The organism is Thiocapsa bogorovii (assembly GCF_021228795.1).
Lineage (GTDB): Bacteria > Pseudomonadota > Gammaproteobacteria > Chromatiales > Chromatiaceae > Thiocapsa > Thiocapsa bogorovii.
This window is the reverse complement of the sequence record NZ_CP089309.1, coordinates 597,460-612,821: the sequence shown is the minus strand read 5'-3', so window position 1 is coordinate 612,821 and position 15,362 is coordinate 597,460. Positions and strand designations below refer to the sequence as shown.

14 protein-coding genes are annotated in these 15,362 nt (G+C 63.0%); 4 read left to right on the top strand and 10 right to left on the bottom strand.

The annotated features are described in order from the left end of the window. Window positions 1-66 precede the first annotated feature (66 nt). The 3 genes from LT988_RS02975 to LT988_RS02965 all read right to left on the bottom strand — a co-directional run bounded on the left by LT988_RS02975 (window position 67) and on the right by LT988_RS02965 (window position 2,966). Window positions 67-570 carry an NADAR family protein gene (locus LT988_RS02975; protein ID WP_232408768.1) on the bottom strand — a complete coding sequence of 168 codons (504 nt, stop codon included), beginning with the start codon at window positions 568-570 and terminating at the stop codon, window positions 67-69. A 294-nt stretch (window positions 571-864) separates the two neighbouring features. After that, on the bottom strand, window positions 865-2,268 hold the full coding sequence (locus LT988_RS02970) for a ribonucleotide-diphosphate reductase subunit beta (protein ID WP_232408767.1): 1,404 nt from the start codon (window positions 2,266-2,268) through the stop codon (window positions 865-867). A gap of 212 nt (window positions 2,269-2,480) precedes the next feature. Beyond that, entirely contained in the window at window positions 2,481-2,966 is a 486-nt protein-coding gene (locus LT988_RS02965) for a hypothetical protein (protein WP_232408766.1), read from the bottom strand. 183 nt (window positions 2,967-3,149) lie between these two features. Here LT988_RS02965 and LT988_RS02960 point away from each other — a divergent pair, with 183 nt between their 5' ends. From LT988_RS02960 to LT988_RS02945, 4 genes are all read left to right on the top strand, one after another. Then, window positions 3,150-3,413, top strand: a complete 264-nt coding sequence (locus LT988_RS02960) for a ferredoxin (RefSeq protein WP_232408765.1) — start codon at window positions 3,150-3,152, stop codon at window positions 3,411-3,413. 648 nt (window positions 3,414-4,061) lie between these two features. Next, window positions 4,062-5,843, top strand: coding sequence for a SulP family inorganic anion transporter (locus LT988_RS02955; RefSeq protein ID WP_232408764.1), 1,782 nt, complete (start codon window positions 4,062-4,064; stop codon window positions 5,841-5,843). A 90-nt stretch (window positions 5,844-5,933) separates the two neighbouring features. Further along, on the top strand, window positions 5,934-7,391 hold the full coding sequence (locus tag LT988_RS02950; protein ID WP_232408763.1) for an NAD(P)/FAD-dependent oxidoreductase: 1,458 nt from the start codon (window positions 5,934-5,936) through the stop codon (window positions 7,389-7,391). A 90-nt stretch (window positions 7,392-7,481) separates the two neighbouring features. Continuing rightward, on the top strand, window positions 7,482-7,643 hold the full coding sequence (locus LT988_RS02945; RefSeq protein ID WP_175534495.1) for a hypothetical protein: 162 nt from the start codon (window positions 7,482-7,484) through the stop codon (window positions 7,641-7,643). A gap of 156 nt (window positions 7,644-7,799) precedes the next feature. Here LT988_RS02945 and LT988_RS02940 read toward each other — a convergent pair whose 3' ends face one another. The 7 genes from LT988_RS02940 to LT988_RS02910 form a co-directional block, all read right to left on the bottom strand. After that, window positions 7,800-9,242: a sigma-54-dependent transcriptional regulator gene (locus LT988_RS02940; RefSeq protein ID WP_232408762.1), complete on the bottom strand. Its 1,443-nt coding sequence runs from the start codon at window positions 9,240-9,242 to the stop codon at window positions 7,800-7,802. 446 nt (window positions 9,243-9,688) lie between these two features. Next, window positions 9,689-9,841: a rubredoxin gene (locus LT988_RS02935; protein ID WP_232410501.1), complete on the bottom strand. Its 153-nt coding sequence runs from the start codon at window positions 9,839-9,841 to the stop codon at window positions 9,689-9,691. A 71-nt stretch (window positions 9,842-9,912) separates the two neighbouring features. Beyond that, window positions 9,913-10,773 carry a hydrogenase expression/formation protein gene (locus tag LT988_RS02930; protein WP_232408761.1) on the bottom strand — a complete coding sequence of 287 codons (861 nt, stop codon included), beginning with the start codon at window positions 10,771-10,773 and terminating at the stop codon, window positions 9,913-9,915. Continuing rightward, the gene (hybD, locus tag LT988_RS02925; protein ID WP_232410500.1) at window positions 10,770-11,435 is read right to left on the bottom strand and encodes a HyaD/HybD family hydrogenase maturation endopeptidase; all 666 of its coding nucleotides are present in this window, start codon (window positions 11,433-11,435) and stop codon (window positions 10,770-10,772) included. Before hybD ends, LT988_RS02930 begins: the two co-directional genes overlap by 4 nt. A 41-nt stretch (window positions 11,436-11,476) precedes the next feature. Further along, complete coding sequence (gene cybH / locus LT988_RS02920) at window positions 11,477-12,169, bottom strand: Ni/Fe-hydrogenase, b-type cytochrome subunit (RefSeq protein WP_232410499.1); 693 nt, start codon at window positions 12,167-12,169, stop codon at window positions 11,477-11,479. 225 nt (window positions 12,170-12,394) lie between these two features. Beyond that, a complete protein-coding gene (locus LT988_RS02915) occupies window positions 12,395-14,185 on the bottom strand; it encodes a nickel-dependent hydrogenase large subunit (protein ID WP_232408760.1) in 1,791 nt (596 codons plus the stop codon). Next, window positions 14,182-15,264 carry a hydrogenase small subunit gene (locus LT988_RS02910; RefSeq protein ID WP_232408759.1) on the bottom strand — a complete coding sequence of 361 codons (1,083 nt, stop codon included), beginning with the start codon at window positions 15,262-15,264 and terminating at the stop codon, window positions 14,182-14,184. The genes LT988_RS02915 and LT988_RS02910 overlap by 4 nt, the downstream gene beginning before the upstream one ends. Between the last annotated feature and the right edge of the window lie 98 nt (window positions 15,265-15,362).

Genomic DNA, 15,362 nt, shown 5'->3' with positions numbered 1-15,362 from the left:
GGTTCTTGCATCTCGCGATGCTGCATCAGCTCCGTCGTTGAATGAGCATACTGTGGATACCCTCGGTCAAGTTTGCCTCGGTGAATCAAGAGCTTGACCGTTCGATAAGCCCGGAGAGTCCACCTTCGCCGACCTGAGCTTCTGCCGTACATCCATGAGCACCTCCCCATAGGTGTTCAGTCCACGCCCGTCACGGCCGCAGCCCCAGTAGTAATCATAGAGGCTGCTCTCGACGATGCGTTTGTCGCTGGTTTGGAGGAGTGCCTGTGCGGACGCGGGGTGGCTCCGGCAAAGGGTATAGATGGCGCGGGTCATGTAGACGCGTCGCACCGAGTCCCAGTCGCTGCGGATCTTGCGCTTGTGGCGCTTGGCGAGCTTGCGGGCTTGCTGCGGGTCGGGGTCCGAGCGGATCTCTGCCCTAAGCGCGGGATCCTCGAACAGCATGCCCAACACATAATGCTCGGCTGTCGGCCATTCGGCGCCGTCGAGGGAGAAGGGTCGAGGCGATACGGCGGAGAGCAGATTCTCCTCGTCCGTCATCGAGACATAAACGCTCGTTTCAGTGCGCATTAACCCCCGTCTCCCTTTGATATGCGCCCGATGCGCGCCGGGTGAGCGCCATAGAAACCAGCCACTCTCGGAGCAGACGCGGTTTAAGTCCTCAAACGGTGTCTTGTCCGCAACTCCGGGCATTCGTGACACCGCGAAGCGGGTGTCACGAGTCCCTTGACTCTTGTGTGGCTGGTCTAATGAGCGAGGCCCATCACTGCATTTTAAAATCTTAAACCGCGTGACGCCAAGGTCTATTGATGCTCCTGTGGCTGGTGTCCGCTCATACCCGGCGAGTGGCCACTAAGACGCGGTTTAATCCCAGTTCAGCGCACCACCCGTCTGATATTCCGTCACCCGGGTCTCGAAGAAGTTCTTTTCCTTCTTCAGGTCAAGCACTTCGGACATCCAAGGGAAGGGGTTGGATGCGCCAGGATATTGCTCAGGCAGACCAATCTGTGCGCAACGCCGATTGGCGATGAATTGCAGATACTCTTCGAACATGGGTGCGTTGAGCCCGAGGACACCGCGCGGCATGGTGTCGTGGGCATAGCGCGATTCCATGGTCACCGCATCGCGGATCATGGTGATGAGCTCTTGCTTGAACTCCGGGCTCCACAGATGGGGGTTTTCGATCTTGATCTGGTTGATCACGTCGATGCCGAAGTTCATGTGCATGGATTCGTCGCGCAGGATGTATTGGAACTGCTCGGCGGTGCCGGTCATCTTGTTGCGCCGGCCCATGCTCAGGACCTGCACGAATCCGACATAGAAAAAGATGCCTTCAAAGATCACGTAGAAGGCGACCAGCTCGCGCAGCAACTTGCGGTCGTTCTCGGGCGTTCCGGTCTTGAAGTGCGGGTCGGCAAGGTGCTGGGTATAGGGTAGGGCCCATTCGGCTTTGCGCGCCACCGAGGGGACCTCTCGGTACATATTGAAGATTTCGCCTTCATCCAGGCCAAGGCTCTCGACGACGTACTGATAGGCGTGGGTATGCAGCGCCTCCTCGAAGGCTTGGCGCAGAAGGTATTGCCGACACTCGGGGTTGGAGATGTGGCGATAGACCGCGAGCACCAGGTTGTTTGCGACCAGGGAGTCGGCCGTGGAAAAGAAGCCGAGGTTGCGTTTGATGATGGTGCGCTCGTCCTCGGTCAGTCCGTTGGGGTCCTTCCAGAGCGCGATATCCGCGTTCATGTTGATCTCTTGCGGCATCCAGTGGTTGGCGCAGGCGTCGAGATACTTTTGCCACGCCCACTCGTATTTGAAGGGGACGAGCTGGTTCAGATCGGCGTGACAGTTGATGATCTTCTTGTCGTCGACGCGCACCCGCCCCGCGCCCATCTCAAGCGACTCGAGACCGGTGGCGCCGCCGACGATGCCCTCGTCCGAATGCTGCGTCTGCAGCCGGGGCTCGGTGGGCACCAGGGTGTCCCCGATCGGCAGCTCGCTCTGGAGCGAGGCGGATGCGGGGAAGGGGTTGGGGTCGACGACCGGGGCCGCGCCGGCGGTAGACATCAGGTCGGCATTGCTGACCAGGCCGTGGCCTGGGCGCACATGCGCGGTTTCGAGGGTCGCACGAGCCGGGGTCGCGGTGTCGATGTCGGGCTGCCGGTCGGCGGCCCAGTCGTCGGGCGTTTCGGTCGGATCGACGATGAATGCCCTTCCCTGATCACGGGCGGCGGGTCCGGTCGTGGCGAGTGGATCGTCCCAGTTCAGCATCGTGTGTCTCCTCGATGGGATTCGGTTGACCTGATCGGCATTCGGGCGGCTGCCGACGGCCGTCGGCCGAAAATGTCGGTGGTCGGTCTCGTCCGTTCGTGACTCGTGAGTTTAGGGCATTCGTCACGGATGTCCAGTACCAGGACACAAGATCTTGTGGGCGAATCGGAAGCCAAAGACCCTATGTTGTGCTCACGCGCACCTCATGGATCTCAGGCTGCGGACGGAGTGCTGACCGCTTCGACCCAGAGTCGGAGCGATGTCGACGCAGGAGCGTCGCCCCGCGGGTCGTTTTCCGTGTGTCGGTCGGGCGGCGCGCCGGCGGCAGCGACGCCCCCAGCCTCTGCGGCCGGAAGGTAGGCGGCGATGAGTGAGTAGAGATCCGCCGCGGCGCTTTTTGCACGATCGAACGGCAGGCGATCGAAGCCGATCAGGGTCGCCTTGACGCGGAGATAGGACTCGGGAATGGCGTAGCGATCGAAAATCGCGCGGGCGTCACGCTCCAATGCGGGCAGGTTCTCCTGCAGCGCCGCGTCGCACTCGGGCGGCAACGTGATGTAATCCCAGAGGACATCGGCAGAGTGCTCGCCGCTGCGCACGACGACGAAGGGTGTGCGGGTTTCGCGGCAGTGATGGAACCAGTCGCTGTCGACGAAGCTGTCTTTGGCATCGACGAGCTCGAACGGGGCATCTGACATGAAGCGTCTCCTGGGTTTCGTCTGAATCTTGAGGATCGCGTAAGGTACACCGAAGGGCGTGATTCGTCAGGCTCAGGTCCTTACCCTGCATCGTTGCGCCATGGCGGCGTGCGGCGTAATCTTTCCGCCCGACGCGCGCGGCCCGGGCCGCCCAACGACTCTGAATACGGATTGCTCGCACTTATGATCAGTAAAATCGAGGTTATCGACGTCGCCTGCATCGGCTGCGGGACCTGCTGGGTCGCTTGCCCCCAAGCCTTCAAAGAGCACGATATCGGGGACGACCTCAAGGCACTCCCGACGGGCGGGCTGGGTGACCAGCACATCATGCGTGCTGCTGCAGAGGGTTGTCCCACCTTGGCGATCTCGCTGATCGACGAGGCGGGCGTGGTCCTGTTTCCGAGCGAGGAGGCCCGGGCCGCACTGAATGCGTCGTCTGACTGGTGAGGCGGGGCTTCGACCGACTTGAGTCGGAGCCTGTCGCCCACGACCGGGTGAGCCATGTCCAAATCGCGCCGGCCGATTACATCCGAATCAAGGGCATGGTCCGACGTGGGTAGATCCAGTCCGTCGGCGGCCGCAAGATCGCCTAACCGCGACTCGCCGTTTAGAACGTACTCCCCGAAGAAGACCTGATTCGACGAGCGCGCGGGTGCTGCGCTCGCGATGAAGAGCCGACCCAGCTCGGCGAGCTCTGCCGGGTCCGCGATGAGATACACGTCGTCGTCCGCCTTCAGACCGGCTAGCTCCAGGGTGTCGACCAGGTGTTTCACGCGCAGAACCGCCTATGCTCGCGCGCTCTTCGAGAGGCGCAGTGCATCGCGCCGCTTCATCACCACGTGCGTGTCCTTCGCCAATCGATAGCCGACCAGCGCGAGCTCGCGCTGGTCGGCACATGAAGCAGAGCGCGCGTCGGTTCGCCGGCTCGACGCGATCGGCGCGACGGTGCCGGTGGTAAATCGCGTACAATCCGGGGGGTTGGTGCGCGGCGCATGTGGCCTGTGCCGATCGCCGAGCCGCGGTTCAGTCGCTGCGGCCACTTGCGCGGCGCCTGCCGGCCGCCGCTTTCGATACGCCTTTCGAGATGCTGCCATCATGTCGTACTCGGTCTCGCATCGCTGGTCTTGGCTCGTCCCCTTCATGTCCTGGCTGCCCGCGGTCGGGCGCGCGGAGATGAAGGCGGATGCGCTCGCTGCCGCCATCGGTGCCCTGGTCGTGCTGCCGCAGGCAGTGGCCTTCGCGACCATCGCAGGCATGCCACCGGAATATGGACTCTATGCCGGGATGGTGCCCGCCATCATCGCGGCGCTGTTCGGGTCGTCGCGTCACCTGGTTTCCGGGCCGACGACGGCGGCCTCGGTCGTCCTGTTCTCGGCCTTGTCGGTGATGGCGATGCCCGGCTCGCCGGACTATGTCACCCTTGCCTTGACCTTGACCTTCATGGTTGGCCTCATGGAGCTTGCACTCGGTCTCGCGCGGATGGGGACCTTGGTCAACTTCATCTCGCATTCGGTGGTCGTGGGCTTCACCGCCGGCGCGGCGCTCTTGATTGCGGCCAAGCAGCTCAAGCATTTCTTCGGTATCGAGATGGACAGCGGGGGACACTTGCACGACATCTTGATCCAGTTCGGTCATCACGCGCTCGAGATCAACCCGGCGACCACCCTGGTGGCGGTCTCGACCCTGCTGATCGGCATCGCTTTCAAACTTTGGTTGCCGAAGATTCCCTACATGATCGCCGCCATGCTCGGCGGCAGTCTGATCGCCGTCGGGCTCGACGCCTGGCTCGGCAACGAGGTCACGCGGATCGCGACCGTCGGGGCCTTGCCTGCGGGCTTCCCGCCGCTGTCGGTCCCTGACTTGGAGCTTAACCACATCAAGGAGTTGGCTCCGACCGCTTTGGCGGTCACCCTTTTCGCACTCACCGAGGCGGTGTCGATCGGCCGCTCTCTCGCGGCGCGCGGGGGTTACCGCATCGACGGCAACCAAGAGTTTATCGGCCAAGGCCTATCGAACATCGCCGGCTCCTTCTTTTCGGCCTACGTTGCGACCGGTTCCTTCAACCGCAGCGGCGTGAACTATGCCGCCGGCGCACGAACGCCGTTGGCGGCTATCTTCGCGGGCGTGCTGCTGATCGGGATCGTGCCCTTGGTTGCACCCTATGCCAGTTATCTGCCGAAGGCGGCGATGGCCGGATTGCTCTTCCTGGTCGCTTGGGGGCTTGTCGATTTCAAGGAGATCGGGCATATCCTCAAGGCCTCCAAGCGCGAGACCTCGGTCTTGGCGGTCACCTTCTTCTCGGCGCTCTTCTTGGAGCTCGAGTTTGCGATCTTCGCCGGTGTCTTGCTATCGCTGGTCCTCTATCTGGATCGTACATCCAAGCCGCGCATCGTCCAGCTGGCACCGGATTCGCGTCTGCCCAATCGAGCCTTCTCCTCCGAGCCGGACGTCGCGCAATGCCCGCAGCTGCGCATTATGCGGATCGACGGCTCGCTCTTCTTCGGTTCGGTCGCGCATGTCGAGAGCGCCTTCGATCGCCTGCGCGCGACCCATCCCGAGCAGAAGCATCTCGCGATCCTCGCCGACGGCATCAACTTTGTCGATCTGCAGGGCGGCGAGACCTTGGTGCGCGAGGCCAAGCGGCGCCAAGCCGAGGGCGGCGGGCTCTATCTGATCAATGTCAAGGCCGGCCTCTGGGAGGCGCTCGAGCGCTGCGGCTGTATCGACGCGACCGGCGGACGTAATGTCTTTCAGGCCAAGAACGCGGCCATTCGCGCGATCTACCAGAAACTGGACAAGTCGATCTGCGCGACCTGTCCGAAGCCGATCTTTATCGAGTGCGGGGCTAATCGGGGCAAGCCCTCGGCGAGCCCCTGACGGATGTCGATTCCATTGATCCAGGTCTTTGTCAGGTCTCGACCGTCTTGCTAGCGTTCGTGGCTTGACCACCATAACGAGGCTGCACAGATGGCACGAATCCTTATCCTCGGAGCGGGAATCTCCGGGCACACGGTTGCCCGATATCTCGGAAAATGGCTCGGCAAGTCGCATTCGATTACCGTCGTTTCGCCCAAACCGAAGTGGAATTGGATCCCGTCCAACATCTGGGTCGGCGTCGGGGAGATGACCGAGAAGCAGGTGACCTTCGAGCTGGCCCCCATCTACAAGAAGCTCGGTGTCGATTTTCGCCAGGCGGGTGCTGTTTCGATCCATCCCGAGGGTGGTGCCGAGCATAACGATCCTTATGTCACGATCGAGTACACGGACGCTGAGCGAGCCGGTCAGACCGAAGCGGTCGAATACGACTACTTGGTCAACGCGACCGGTCCGAAGCTGAACTTCGGCGCGACCCCGGGTCTCGGCCCGGACGGCGGCCATAGCCTTTCGGTCTGCACCCCGGACCATGCAAAGGAGGCCAACGAACATCTGCAGAAGATGATCGCGGAGATGAAGGCCGGCGCCACCAAGACCTTTGTCGTCGGCACCGGTCATGGTATGTGCACCTGCCAGGGCGCAGCCTTCGAATACATCTACAACGTCGACCACGCCTTGCGCGAGGCCGGCGTGCGCGATAAGGGGCGGCTGATCTGGATCAGCAACGAGTACGAGCTCGGCGACTTCGGCATGGGCGGCGTGCATATCCACCGCGGCGGCTACGTCACGAACGGCAAGGTCTTCGCCGAATCGCTCATGGTCGAGCGCGGCATGGAATGGATCACGCGCGCGGCCGTTTCGAAGGTCGAGCCGGGTAAGGTCCACTACGAAATGCTCGACGGCAGCTTCCACGAGATCGACTTCGATTTCGCCATGCTGATCCCGCCGTTTGCCGGACAGCCCTTGAAGGCGTTCGACAAATCCGGCGAGGACATCACGAGCAAGATCTTCGCGCCGAACGGCTTCATGAAGGTGGACGCCGATTACGAGCCGAAGCCCTACGAGGATTGGGGTCCGAAGGACTGGCCGAAGACCTATCAAACCCCGCTGTACAAGAACATGTTCGCCGTGGGGATCGCCTTTGCGCCCCCGCACCTGATCAGCAAGCCCATGAAGAGCGCAAACGGCACCCCGATCAACCCGACGCCGCCACGGACGGGCATGCCGTCAGCCGCGATCGGAAAGGCTGTAGCCACAAGCATTCGGGACATGATCAAGGGTGCATCCGCTCCCACGCAGACGGCGTCTATGGCCGAGATCGGTGCGGCCTGCGTGGCCTCGACCGGATCGGACATCTTCAAAGGGACTGCAGCCACCATGACCGTGTTTCCGGTGGTGCCGGACTACGACAAATACCCGGAATACGGTCGCGACATGGATCTGACCTTCGGCGAGATCGGCTTGGCGGGGCATTGGATGAAATACATCCTGCACCACGTCTTTATCTATCAGGCGAAGCTCAGGCCCGGTTGGTCGATGCTGCCCGATTGATGGACCGAGCAGGCCTGCCCCGGGTGCGCATGCGGCGAAAGCCCCGGGCGCGCTCGGTAACAACCTTCAGATCGTCGAGGAAACACGTCCATGACCGCCAAGAACCGAGAGCCCTATCAACAGGCTTACTATCCGCCGGTGCCTACAGGCTTCACGCGATACATGCGGACATCGCTCGTCTGGCAGTTCTATCGCTTCATCGTCATCAATCTAAAGATTCTGAAGCTGATGATGAAGGCACATACGCATTAGCGGAGACGGGCGTCGGGCAGTGAACTGCCCGACGCGCACCAGGGCGAAGCATGCCTTCTTTGCTGACGCCGAGCGTTCGCGGGCGACAGGGCAGACCTTCGAGACGGGTTCTACGACCGGCCCGGCGGTCTCTCAGTGCGGATCGCGTCGAGCCTTCTACGGCGGTTTCTCCAGCCCGTAACGCTCGATCTTTGCACTGAGGCCGACGCGCGACAGGCCGAGCTCGACGGCCGTCTTTGACTTGTTCCAGCGATTGCGTTCGAGTGTCTCGACGAGGACGCCGGCCTCGAGGGCTTCGATTCGGGCCTTGAGGGTTTGGCCCGGGAACGGCTCCGGGATCGGGGGCCTGGAGCGCGAATCGGCACCCGGGATGCCGGGATCGAGCAAGTCCGCTCCGAGCTGGTTGCCGTCGCACATGACCAGCATTCGTTGGATTTCGTTCTGCAGCTCCCGCACGTTTCCCGGCCAATGATAGCGTTGGAGGCGGTCGATCAAATCGTCGCTGAGTCCTGTCACGGGCTTTCCGAAAGCCGTCATGGCCGCCGCGAGGTGATGACGTGCGAGCACCGGGATGTCGTCCGGGCGTTCGCGCAGCGGCGGCAGATGCAGGCGCACCGCGGCGACCCTGTAATAGAGATCCTCCCGAAAGCGGCCTTCGCCGATCTCGGTCTCCAGCGACCGATTCGTGGCTGCCACCACACGCACGTCGACGCGGCGACGCTGGTTGCTTCCGAGCGGGCGCACGTCGCCTTCCTGCAGGACCCGCAGCAGTTTGACCTGAAACGCCCGCGAGACCTCGCCGATCTCGTCGAGAAAGATGGTACCGCCGTCCGCCTGCTCGAAGAGACCGATTCGATCGTTCACGGCGCCCGTAAAGGCGCCTTTCTTGTGGCCGAATAGCTCGCTCTCGAGGAGTTGATCCGGCATGGCGCCGCAATTCTCCGCGACGAAAGGCTTGTCGGCTCGGTGGCTGTTGTAGTGCAGGGCGCGCGCAAAGAGCTCCTTCCCGGTGCCGGACTCGCCGGTCAACAGCACCGGGATGTCGTAGGGTGCGACACGTTCAACCAGGTCGCACACCGCGTCGAGAGGGCCGCCGGGACTGCGCACGATGGCGTCGAGCCGAAAGGTCCGTTTCAGTCGCGCGCGGTGTGCGGCGAGTTTCTGCTCCAGGGTCGCGGCGGTGAGGCGGGTTTCGAGCGAGAGCAGCTCATGCTCGCGCTGGAGGCGATAAAGATGGCAGGCGTTCCCGACGGTCAGCAGGAGAGTGTCGGGATGCCAGGGTTTGGTGATGTACTGATAGATGCCCGCGCGGTTGATACCGTCGATGATGTCTCCAGGATCCGTGTAGCCCGAGATGATGATGCGCACGACGTCCGGCCAACGCTCCCTGACCCGTGAGAGAAATTCCACTCCGGTGGTCTCGGGCATCCGCTGATCGGTGACGACGACCTGGACCCATTCCTCCGCGAGGATTTCCTCGGCGGCGGCGGCGCTGGTCGCCGTCAGGACCTCGAACGGCTCGTCGAGCGTCCGGGTGAGGGTCTCGAGCGACAGCGGCTCGTCGTCGACCAGCAGGACGGTCGGGCGGGCGGCGCTCATGCCGGAGTCTCGGGTTTGGGCATCGTTCCGGGTGGGGATTCCGTCGCGGTCGATGAGGGTTCGACCTGGATTTGAACCGGAAAGGAGCCTAGCGCGCAAGGTCTCTCGGTGATCGTGGTACGGGTCGGATGACGCGCGCCGGTTCCCGCATCGGGTTAACGTCAAAGCCGGTGCGCCTCGACACCCGGCATCGACGCCGGCAGAAGGTTACGCGCTCGCCTGTCGAGATGCACTGCGCTGATCCGGCCTTCAGGACTAAACCGCGCCCAGCGATGTATGGGATGTTTTTGGATCGGATCGGCCCCGGCAGCCTTGACGAGCGTTGGAGTCGGCGCGGTTTAAGATATTAAAAGATATAAAAAGTTTAAACCGCGTCCCCGCTAAGGGCCAGGGACGCAACAAGGGTCCGGCTCCCCCGAAAGCGAGCATCTCGCTCTGGACGCGGTTTAGGTGACGGGCAGAAAATAGGACTTATCGCTGTCGCAACGGGGGCATCGCCAAGCGTCCGGAAGGCCGTCGAAGGCGGTGCCTGGCGGCACCTCGCCGACAGAATCTCCCGCGGCCGGGTCATAGATGGACCAGCAGATCCGGCATTCCATGCGCGGATCGCCGTCGCGTTCACCATCATCAACGGGATCCCTATCCGGCCCGTCGATGCCTCGGCTAGGATTCAACCCAATGCCTCCAGAATCTCCGCCAACCGGTCGCGGCTGTCGTCGATGTCCTCCTGTGCAGCGAGCGCGGCGATCGGGACATCCGTGACCTCGAGTGTGCTCAGGATGAGACGATCGTCGGAGTTGAAGTGCTGCACCCACCAGACCTGTCGAATGCCGCTCGCGACGATCCGACAACTCCCGTAGCCGCGCGAGAGGATGGTCACGTGCCCTCGGCCGAGGCGCTCGTCGAGATAGGCGTGATCCTGCTCCGTCATGGGGAGCAAGGTCAGATTGATGATGTGGGCCGAGTCCCCGGGACGCCATTCGGCGACCTTGGCCTCGATCTCGGCGATCAGCGCCGGCGCGTTCATGACACCGTCCGCGAGATCGGCGACGGGTCCGATCGTCTCGATTGTGCCGATAAAGGCGCTCTCCCGCACGAAGCGAGGGATCTCCGCCACCTCGATCAGTTCGCGTCCCGCGCAGTCGCCCGAGGCGGGAACCTCTAGCCGCCAGACCCCGGCCAGGCGTGTTTCCTGCGCGCGGGTTCCTTGCAGACCCTGCTCAATCACGCTGACCTCGCCCTCGCCGAGGGTCTGGTCGACAAGCCGGCGATTCACGAGGTCGAGTGGGCCCAGATCCAGGACATCGGCCGGCCGGCCGACGCGATGTCGCGACAGGGACCTTTGCAGTTGCCGCAACAGCTCCAGTCCGGCCGTGCAGCCCTCGAGCAACTCCGGCTCGGGCAGCAGCGGGGCTTGATAGGTCGCCATCCCCTTGGGCATCGAGAGATAGTCAGGGCCGTCGTCGACCACGACACTGAAGGTCGTTCCCGGCATCCGCCGCGTCTCGGTGAGGTCTATCGGTGTGGTCATTGACGATCTCCGTGTGGATTTCCGGGTTGGACGGTCCGGGCGGACAGGCTCGTCAGGACGCGCTCGTCGCCGATGCGGCAGGCGATCTCGGGTCCCGGTCGGCCGGATTCGTACGCGATCAAATCGAGCGACGGGTGTGGCAGATGAGGGGAGTCGACAGTCGAATCCTCTCGCCGCCGCGCGACGACACCGAACTGCGCCAGATACTCCAATGCCATCTCGATCGCCGGGGTGATCCGCTCCTTGATCTGCGGGCGGAGGCTACCGCCGAAGTCATCCAACTCGACAGGCTGAACGCCGATCAGGAGGAGATGCTTCGGATAGTCGCCGAGCATGGCGGCAAGCGCGAGCACCTCCTGAAAGCCGGTTTGGTGCAGGCTCATCTTCTTGGCACCGAGGAAGCGCGGCACCTCGTCGTCCTCGACCCGCTTCATGGTGCCCGGCGGCAGCCCGTAGTCGACCGCGTCGAAGACCACCAGTACATCGGCCTTGCGCACCCGATCAACCAGGTAGATCCCCTGTGTCCCGCCGTCGAGCAGCTGCACGTTGGACGACATCACCCAGTGTCTTTGAAGGGCCTCCACCGCGCGCACGCCGAAGCCTTCGTCGGCCCAGAGGAGATTGCCGATGCCGAGGACAAGGATCTCCGGATCGGATCGCATCGACTCAGGCCCCGTCGCGTCGGGGCTCATGCCAACGGGGCTCATGGCCGATCGTCCTTGAACATCCGCCAGCCGCTGACCATTGTGCTGATCAGACTCTGACGCGACATGATGTCCTCGCGAATCGCCGTATAGACGTGCAGCATCACGAAGATCACGATGACCCACATGCCCCAGTGGTGCCACATACGCACGTCCTGACTCTGACCGACGAAGGGGATGACCCAGCCGAACAGCTGGTCTTGCCAAGTGCCGAGGCCGGTCTGCTCGGAATAGAGAGCGAAGCCGGTGACGATCATCACCAAACCGCCGACGGTGATGATGACCACCATGAAGAGGTGAGCCAGCGGATTGTGGCCGATATATTTCGCGGGCTCGGTCTCCTTGAAGGCATACCAGCGGACCTCGTGAATCAGCTCATGCCAGAAGCTCGCACGCCAGAAGGGCAGGGTGAACAATTGGTGAGAATAGCGATTGCCGACGAATGCCCAATAGATCCGGAAGATGAAGGCAATCACGAAGACATAGGCCGCGGCGAAGTGCGCAAATCGGATATAACCCATGACATAGTGATCGCTCGCCTCTCCGGGCAATGTCGGAAGCGGGCTGCCGATGAGGTAGCCGGTGATGGCCAGGATCGTGATCGAGAGTGCATTGATCCAATGCCAGGCTCGCAGCGGCGCCTGATAGACATAGACCGCGGTCTGTTTGACGTTGGGAAGGCTGGTGTTCATGGCGTTGTCCCGGATGTTGGTCAGGCGGATCTCGGCTGTCGGCGCACCCGGCGCGAGGCGCGACGCAGCTCGCGACATCGCAGGAACGGTCTCGCGAGCATGCAAACCCCGTTGATCCCCTTCTCTCACAAAAAAATAATCACCTGAAACGCGTCCCCGCCAGGTCCGCATGCGGTGTCGAGGCCAAACTTACCCCGAGGCCGTCAAGCGACCTCGAGACGCGTTTCAGCGGACCTTGATGCGAGTGAGCTCCTCCCCGTCAGGCCCCATGATGTGTGTCGCACAGGCCAAACATGGATCGAAGCTGTGAAGGGTCCGCAGGATCTCCAATGGCTCGTCCGCCTTGGCCAGCGGCGTGTTCAGCAGCGAGGCCTCGAAGGCACCGATGTTCCCGGCGGGGTCGCGCGGCGAGCCGTTCCAGGTCGTCGGAACGACGGCCTGGTAGTTGTCGATCTTGCCGTCCTTGATGACGATCCAGTGTCCGAGCGCGCCGCGCGGGGCCTCGGTCGTGCCCACACCACGCGCCTCCTTCGGCCAGGTTTTGGGATCCCAGTTGTCGACGTTGGCGGTTGCGGTGTCGCCGGCCCTGATGTTGGCGACCAGCTTGTCCTGGAAATAGCGCATCTTGTGGGCCGCCCAGGAGGCCTCGAGGCCACGTGCGGCAGTGCGCCCGAGGGTCGAGAAAATCGCCTCGAGCGGCAGTCCGAGATCGGTCAGCACCTTGTCGACCGGTTCCTTGAACTCGGGGATGCCCTTGGCGTAGCCGATGACGTAGCGCGCCAGCGGACCGACCTCCATCGCATGGCCGCGCCACCGCGGGGCCTTGATCCAGGAATACTTGGCCTGCTCGTCGAGCGCCTCGATCCGGGTGCGGCTGCCGACGGCGTTGGGCCCCAGCACGAAATTGGGCTCGGTGACCCCGTCCCAGGGATGGAGGCCACGCGTCTCGTCTTTGTAGCTGAACCAGGAGTGGTCGACAAACTCCTGGATCTCCTCGGGGTTGCGCAGATCGATCTCGTGGATCTCGTTGAGATTGCCGTTGATGATGGCCCCGCGCGGCAGGAGCAGATTCTTCGAGGACATGTCGTTGGCATGATCCGGAATGTCCCCGTAGGACATCACCGCCTGACTGCTCAGTCCGCCCCCGTAGGTCCAGTCTTTATAGAAAGAGGCGATCGCGATCAGGTCCGGAATATAGACCTTGTCGATGAACGCGATGGTCTGGTCGATGATGCTGCTGACCAGGTTCAGCCGCTCCATGTTGATCGCGCCGACCGCGCCCGTGCCGTCCACGTTGATGGCGCAGGGCATCCCGCCGACCAGCCAGTTCGGGTGCGGGTTCTTGCCGCCGTAGACGGTGTGGATCTTGACGATCTCTTTTTGGAAATCGAGCGCCTCCAGATAGTGCGTGACCGCCATGAGGTTGGCTTCGGGCGGCAACTTGTAGGCCGGGCTGCCCCAGTAGCCGTTCATGAAGGGTCCCAGCTGACCCGACTCCACGAAGCGCTTGAGCCGATTCTGAACATCTCGGAAATAGCCCGGGGAGGACTTGGGCCAGTCGCTGATGCTCTGCGCGAGTGCGCTCGTCGCCTTGGGATCGGCCCCGAGTGCGGAGACCACGTCCACCCAATCCAGCGCATGCAGATGATAGAAGTGCACCAGGTGATCGTGTGCCTGGAGCGTGAGCTGCATGATGTTGCGGATGGAGTTGGCGTTCTCCGGGATCGGGATCCCGAGTGCATCCTCGACTGCGCGCACCGAGGTCAGGGCATGGGTCCCGGTGCAGACGCCGCAAATCCTCTCCGTGAAGGCCCAGGCGTCGCGCGGATCGCGGCCGCGCAGGATGACCTCGAGTCCGCGCCACATGGTCCCGGTGCTGACCGCGTTGCGGATCACATTGTTCTCGTCGAGATTCACCTCGCAGCGCAGGTGCCCCTCGATGCGGGTGACCGGGTCGACGACGAGGCGTCGCCCGGCGGTATCGAGCTCGAAGCCGTTGGCCGTGGTGACGCTCATGACTGGTCCTCTTCCTTCTTCTGTTGAACGCGTTTGACGACGCTGACCGCGGCGTGCGCCGCGATGGCGGCGCCCACGCCGGTGGCGACGGCGATGCCGGTGCGGTCCGCATTGGCCTCGATACCGAAGGCGTGGGTGTCGGTGACATGCTGATAGAAGCTGCCCTTGTCCCAGAAACCGTCCTCGGAGCAGCCGATACAGCCGTGCCCGGACTGGATCGGGAAGGACACCCCGCCGTTCCATCGGATCGTCGAGCAGGCGTTGTAGGTGGTCGGTCCCTTGCATCCGACCTTGTAAAGACAGTAGCCGCGCCGCGCACCCTCGTCGTCCCATGACTCGACGAACTGGCCGGCGTCGAAGTGCGGTCGTCGGTAGCACTTGTCGTGGATGCGCTGACCGTAGAACATCAGCGGCCGACCCTGGCGGTCCAACTCGGGCAGCCGATCGAAGGTCAGGATGTAGGTCAGGACCCCGGTCATGACCTCTGCGATTGGCGGACAGCCCGGGACCTTGATCACGGGTTTGTCCCGGATGACCTCGTGAACCGGGGTCGCGCGTGTCGGATTGGGACGGGCCGCTTGAACGCAGCCCCATGAGGCGCAGGAGCCCCAGGAGATCACCGCCTTGCAGCTGTCGGCCATCTCCAGGAGCTGCTCGAGGAAGGGACGCCCGCCGATGATGCAGCTCATCCCGTCCTGGTTGAGGGGCGGATTGCCCTCGACGGCGAGGATGTAGTTCCCGGCGTGCTTGTGGCGCACCTCTTCCAGGATGGCCTCCGCCTGGTGCCCGGCCGCCGCCATGATGAGATCGTCGTAATCGAGCGAGATCATGGAGAGGATCACGTCGGACACCAGCGGATGGGCGGAGCGGATAAAGGACTCGGAGCAGCAGGTGCATTCGAGCCCATGCAGCCAAACGACCGGAATCCGCGGCTTGGTCTCCATGGCGTGCGCGATCTTCCCGGCGAAGGTCGGCGCGAGCCCGAGCGCGGTGGCCGTCAGGCTGCAGAATTTGAGGAAGCTGCGGCGCGTGATCCCCTGGCGCCGCATGACCTCGTAATAGGTTTCGGTGGTTGGCATCTGGTTGTCGTCCCCGCTGTGCGTCGGCGCCTGAATGGAGCCGGACGGTCGAGGCGATACAACGCAATCGCTGTACCACATGCTTTATAGTCCATCAA

Excerpts from the sequence above, each read along its gene's own strand:
- LT988_RS02930 (WP_232408761.1), bottom strand. The coding sequence starts at position 10,773 with ATGACCACACCGATAGACCTCACCGAGACGCGGCGGATGCCGGGAACG.
- LT988_RS02935 (WP_232410501.1), bottom strand. The coding sequence starts at position 9,841 with ATGGAATGCCGGATCTGCTGGTCCATCTATGACCCGGCCGCGGGAGAT.
- LT988_RS02950 (WP_232408763.1), top strand. The coding sequence starts at position 5,934 with ATGGCACGAATCCTTATCCTCGGAGCGGGAATCTCCGGGCACACGGTT.
- LT988_RS02960 (WP_232408765.1), top strand. The coding sequence starts at position 3,150 with ATGATCAGTAAAATCGAGGTTATCGACGTCGCCTGCATCGGCTGCGGG.
- LT988_RS02910 (WP_232408759.1), bottom strand. The coding sequence starts at position 15,264 with ATGCCAACCACCGAAACCTATTACGAGGTCATGCGGCGCCAGGGGATC.
- LT988_RS02970 (WP_232408767.1), bottom strand. The coding sequence starts at position 2,268 with ATGCTGAACTGGGACGATCCACTCGCCACGACCGGACCCGCCGCCCGT.
- LT988_RS02940 (WP_232408762.1), bottom strand. The coding sequence starts at position 9,242 with ATGAGCGCCGCCCGCCCGACCGTCCTGCTGGTCGACGACGAGCCGCTG.
- LT988_RS02955 (WP_232408764.1), top strand. The coding sequence starts at position 4,062 with ATGTCGTACTCGGTCTCGCATCGCTGGTCTTGGCTCGTCCCCTTCATG.
- LT988_RS02965 (WP_232408766.1), bottom strand. The coding sequence starts at position 2,966 with ATGTCAGATGCCCCGTTCGAGCTCGTCGATGCCAAAGACAGCTTCGTC.
- LT988_RS02915 (WP_232408760.1), bottom strand. The coding sequence starts at position 14,185 with ATGAGCGTCACCACGGCCAACGGCTTCGAGCTCGATACCGCCGGGCGA.
- cybH (WP_232410499.1), bottom strand. The coding sequence starts at position 12,169 with ATGAACACCAGCCTTCCCAACGTCAAACAGACCGCGGTCTATGTCTAT.
- LT988_RS02945 (WP_175534495.1), top strand. The coding sequence starts at position 7,482 with ATGACCGCCAAGAACCGAGAGCCCTATCAACAGGCTTACTATCCGCCG.
- LT988_RS02975 (WP_232408768.1), bottom strand. The coding sequence starts at position 570 with ATGCGCACTGAAACGAGCGTTTATGTCTCGATGACGGACGAGGAGAAT.
- hybD (WP_232410500.1), bottom strand. The coding sequence starts at position 11,435 with ATGCGATCCGATCCGGAGATCCTTGTCCTCGGCATCGGCAATCTCCTC.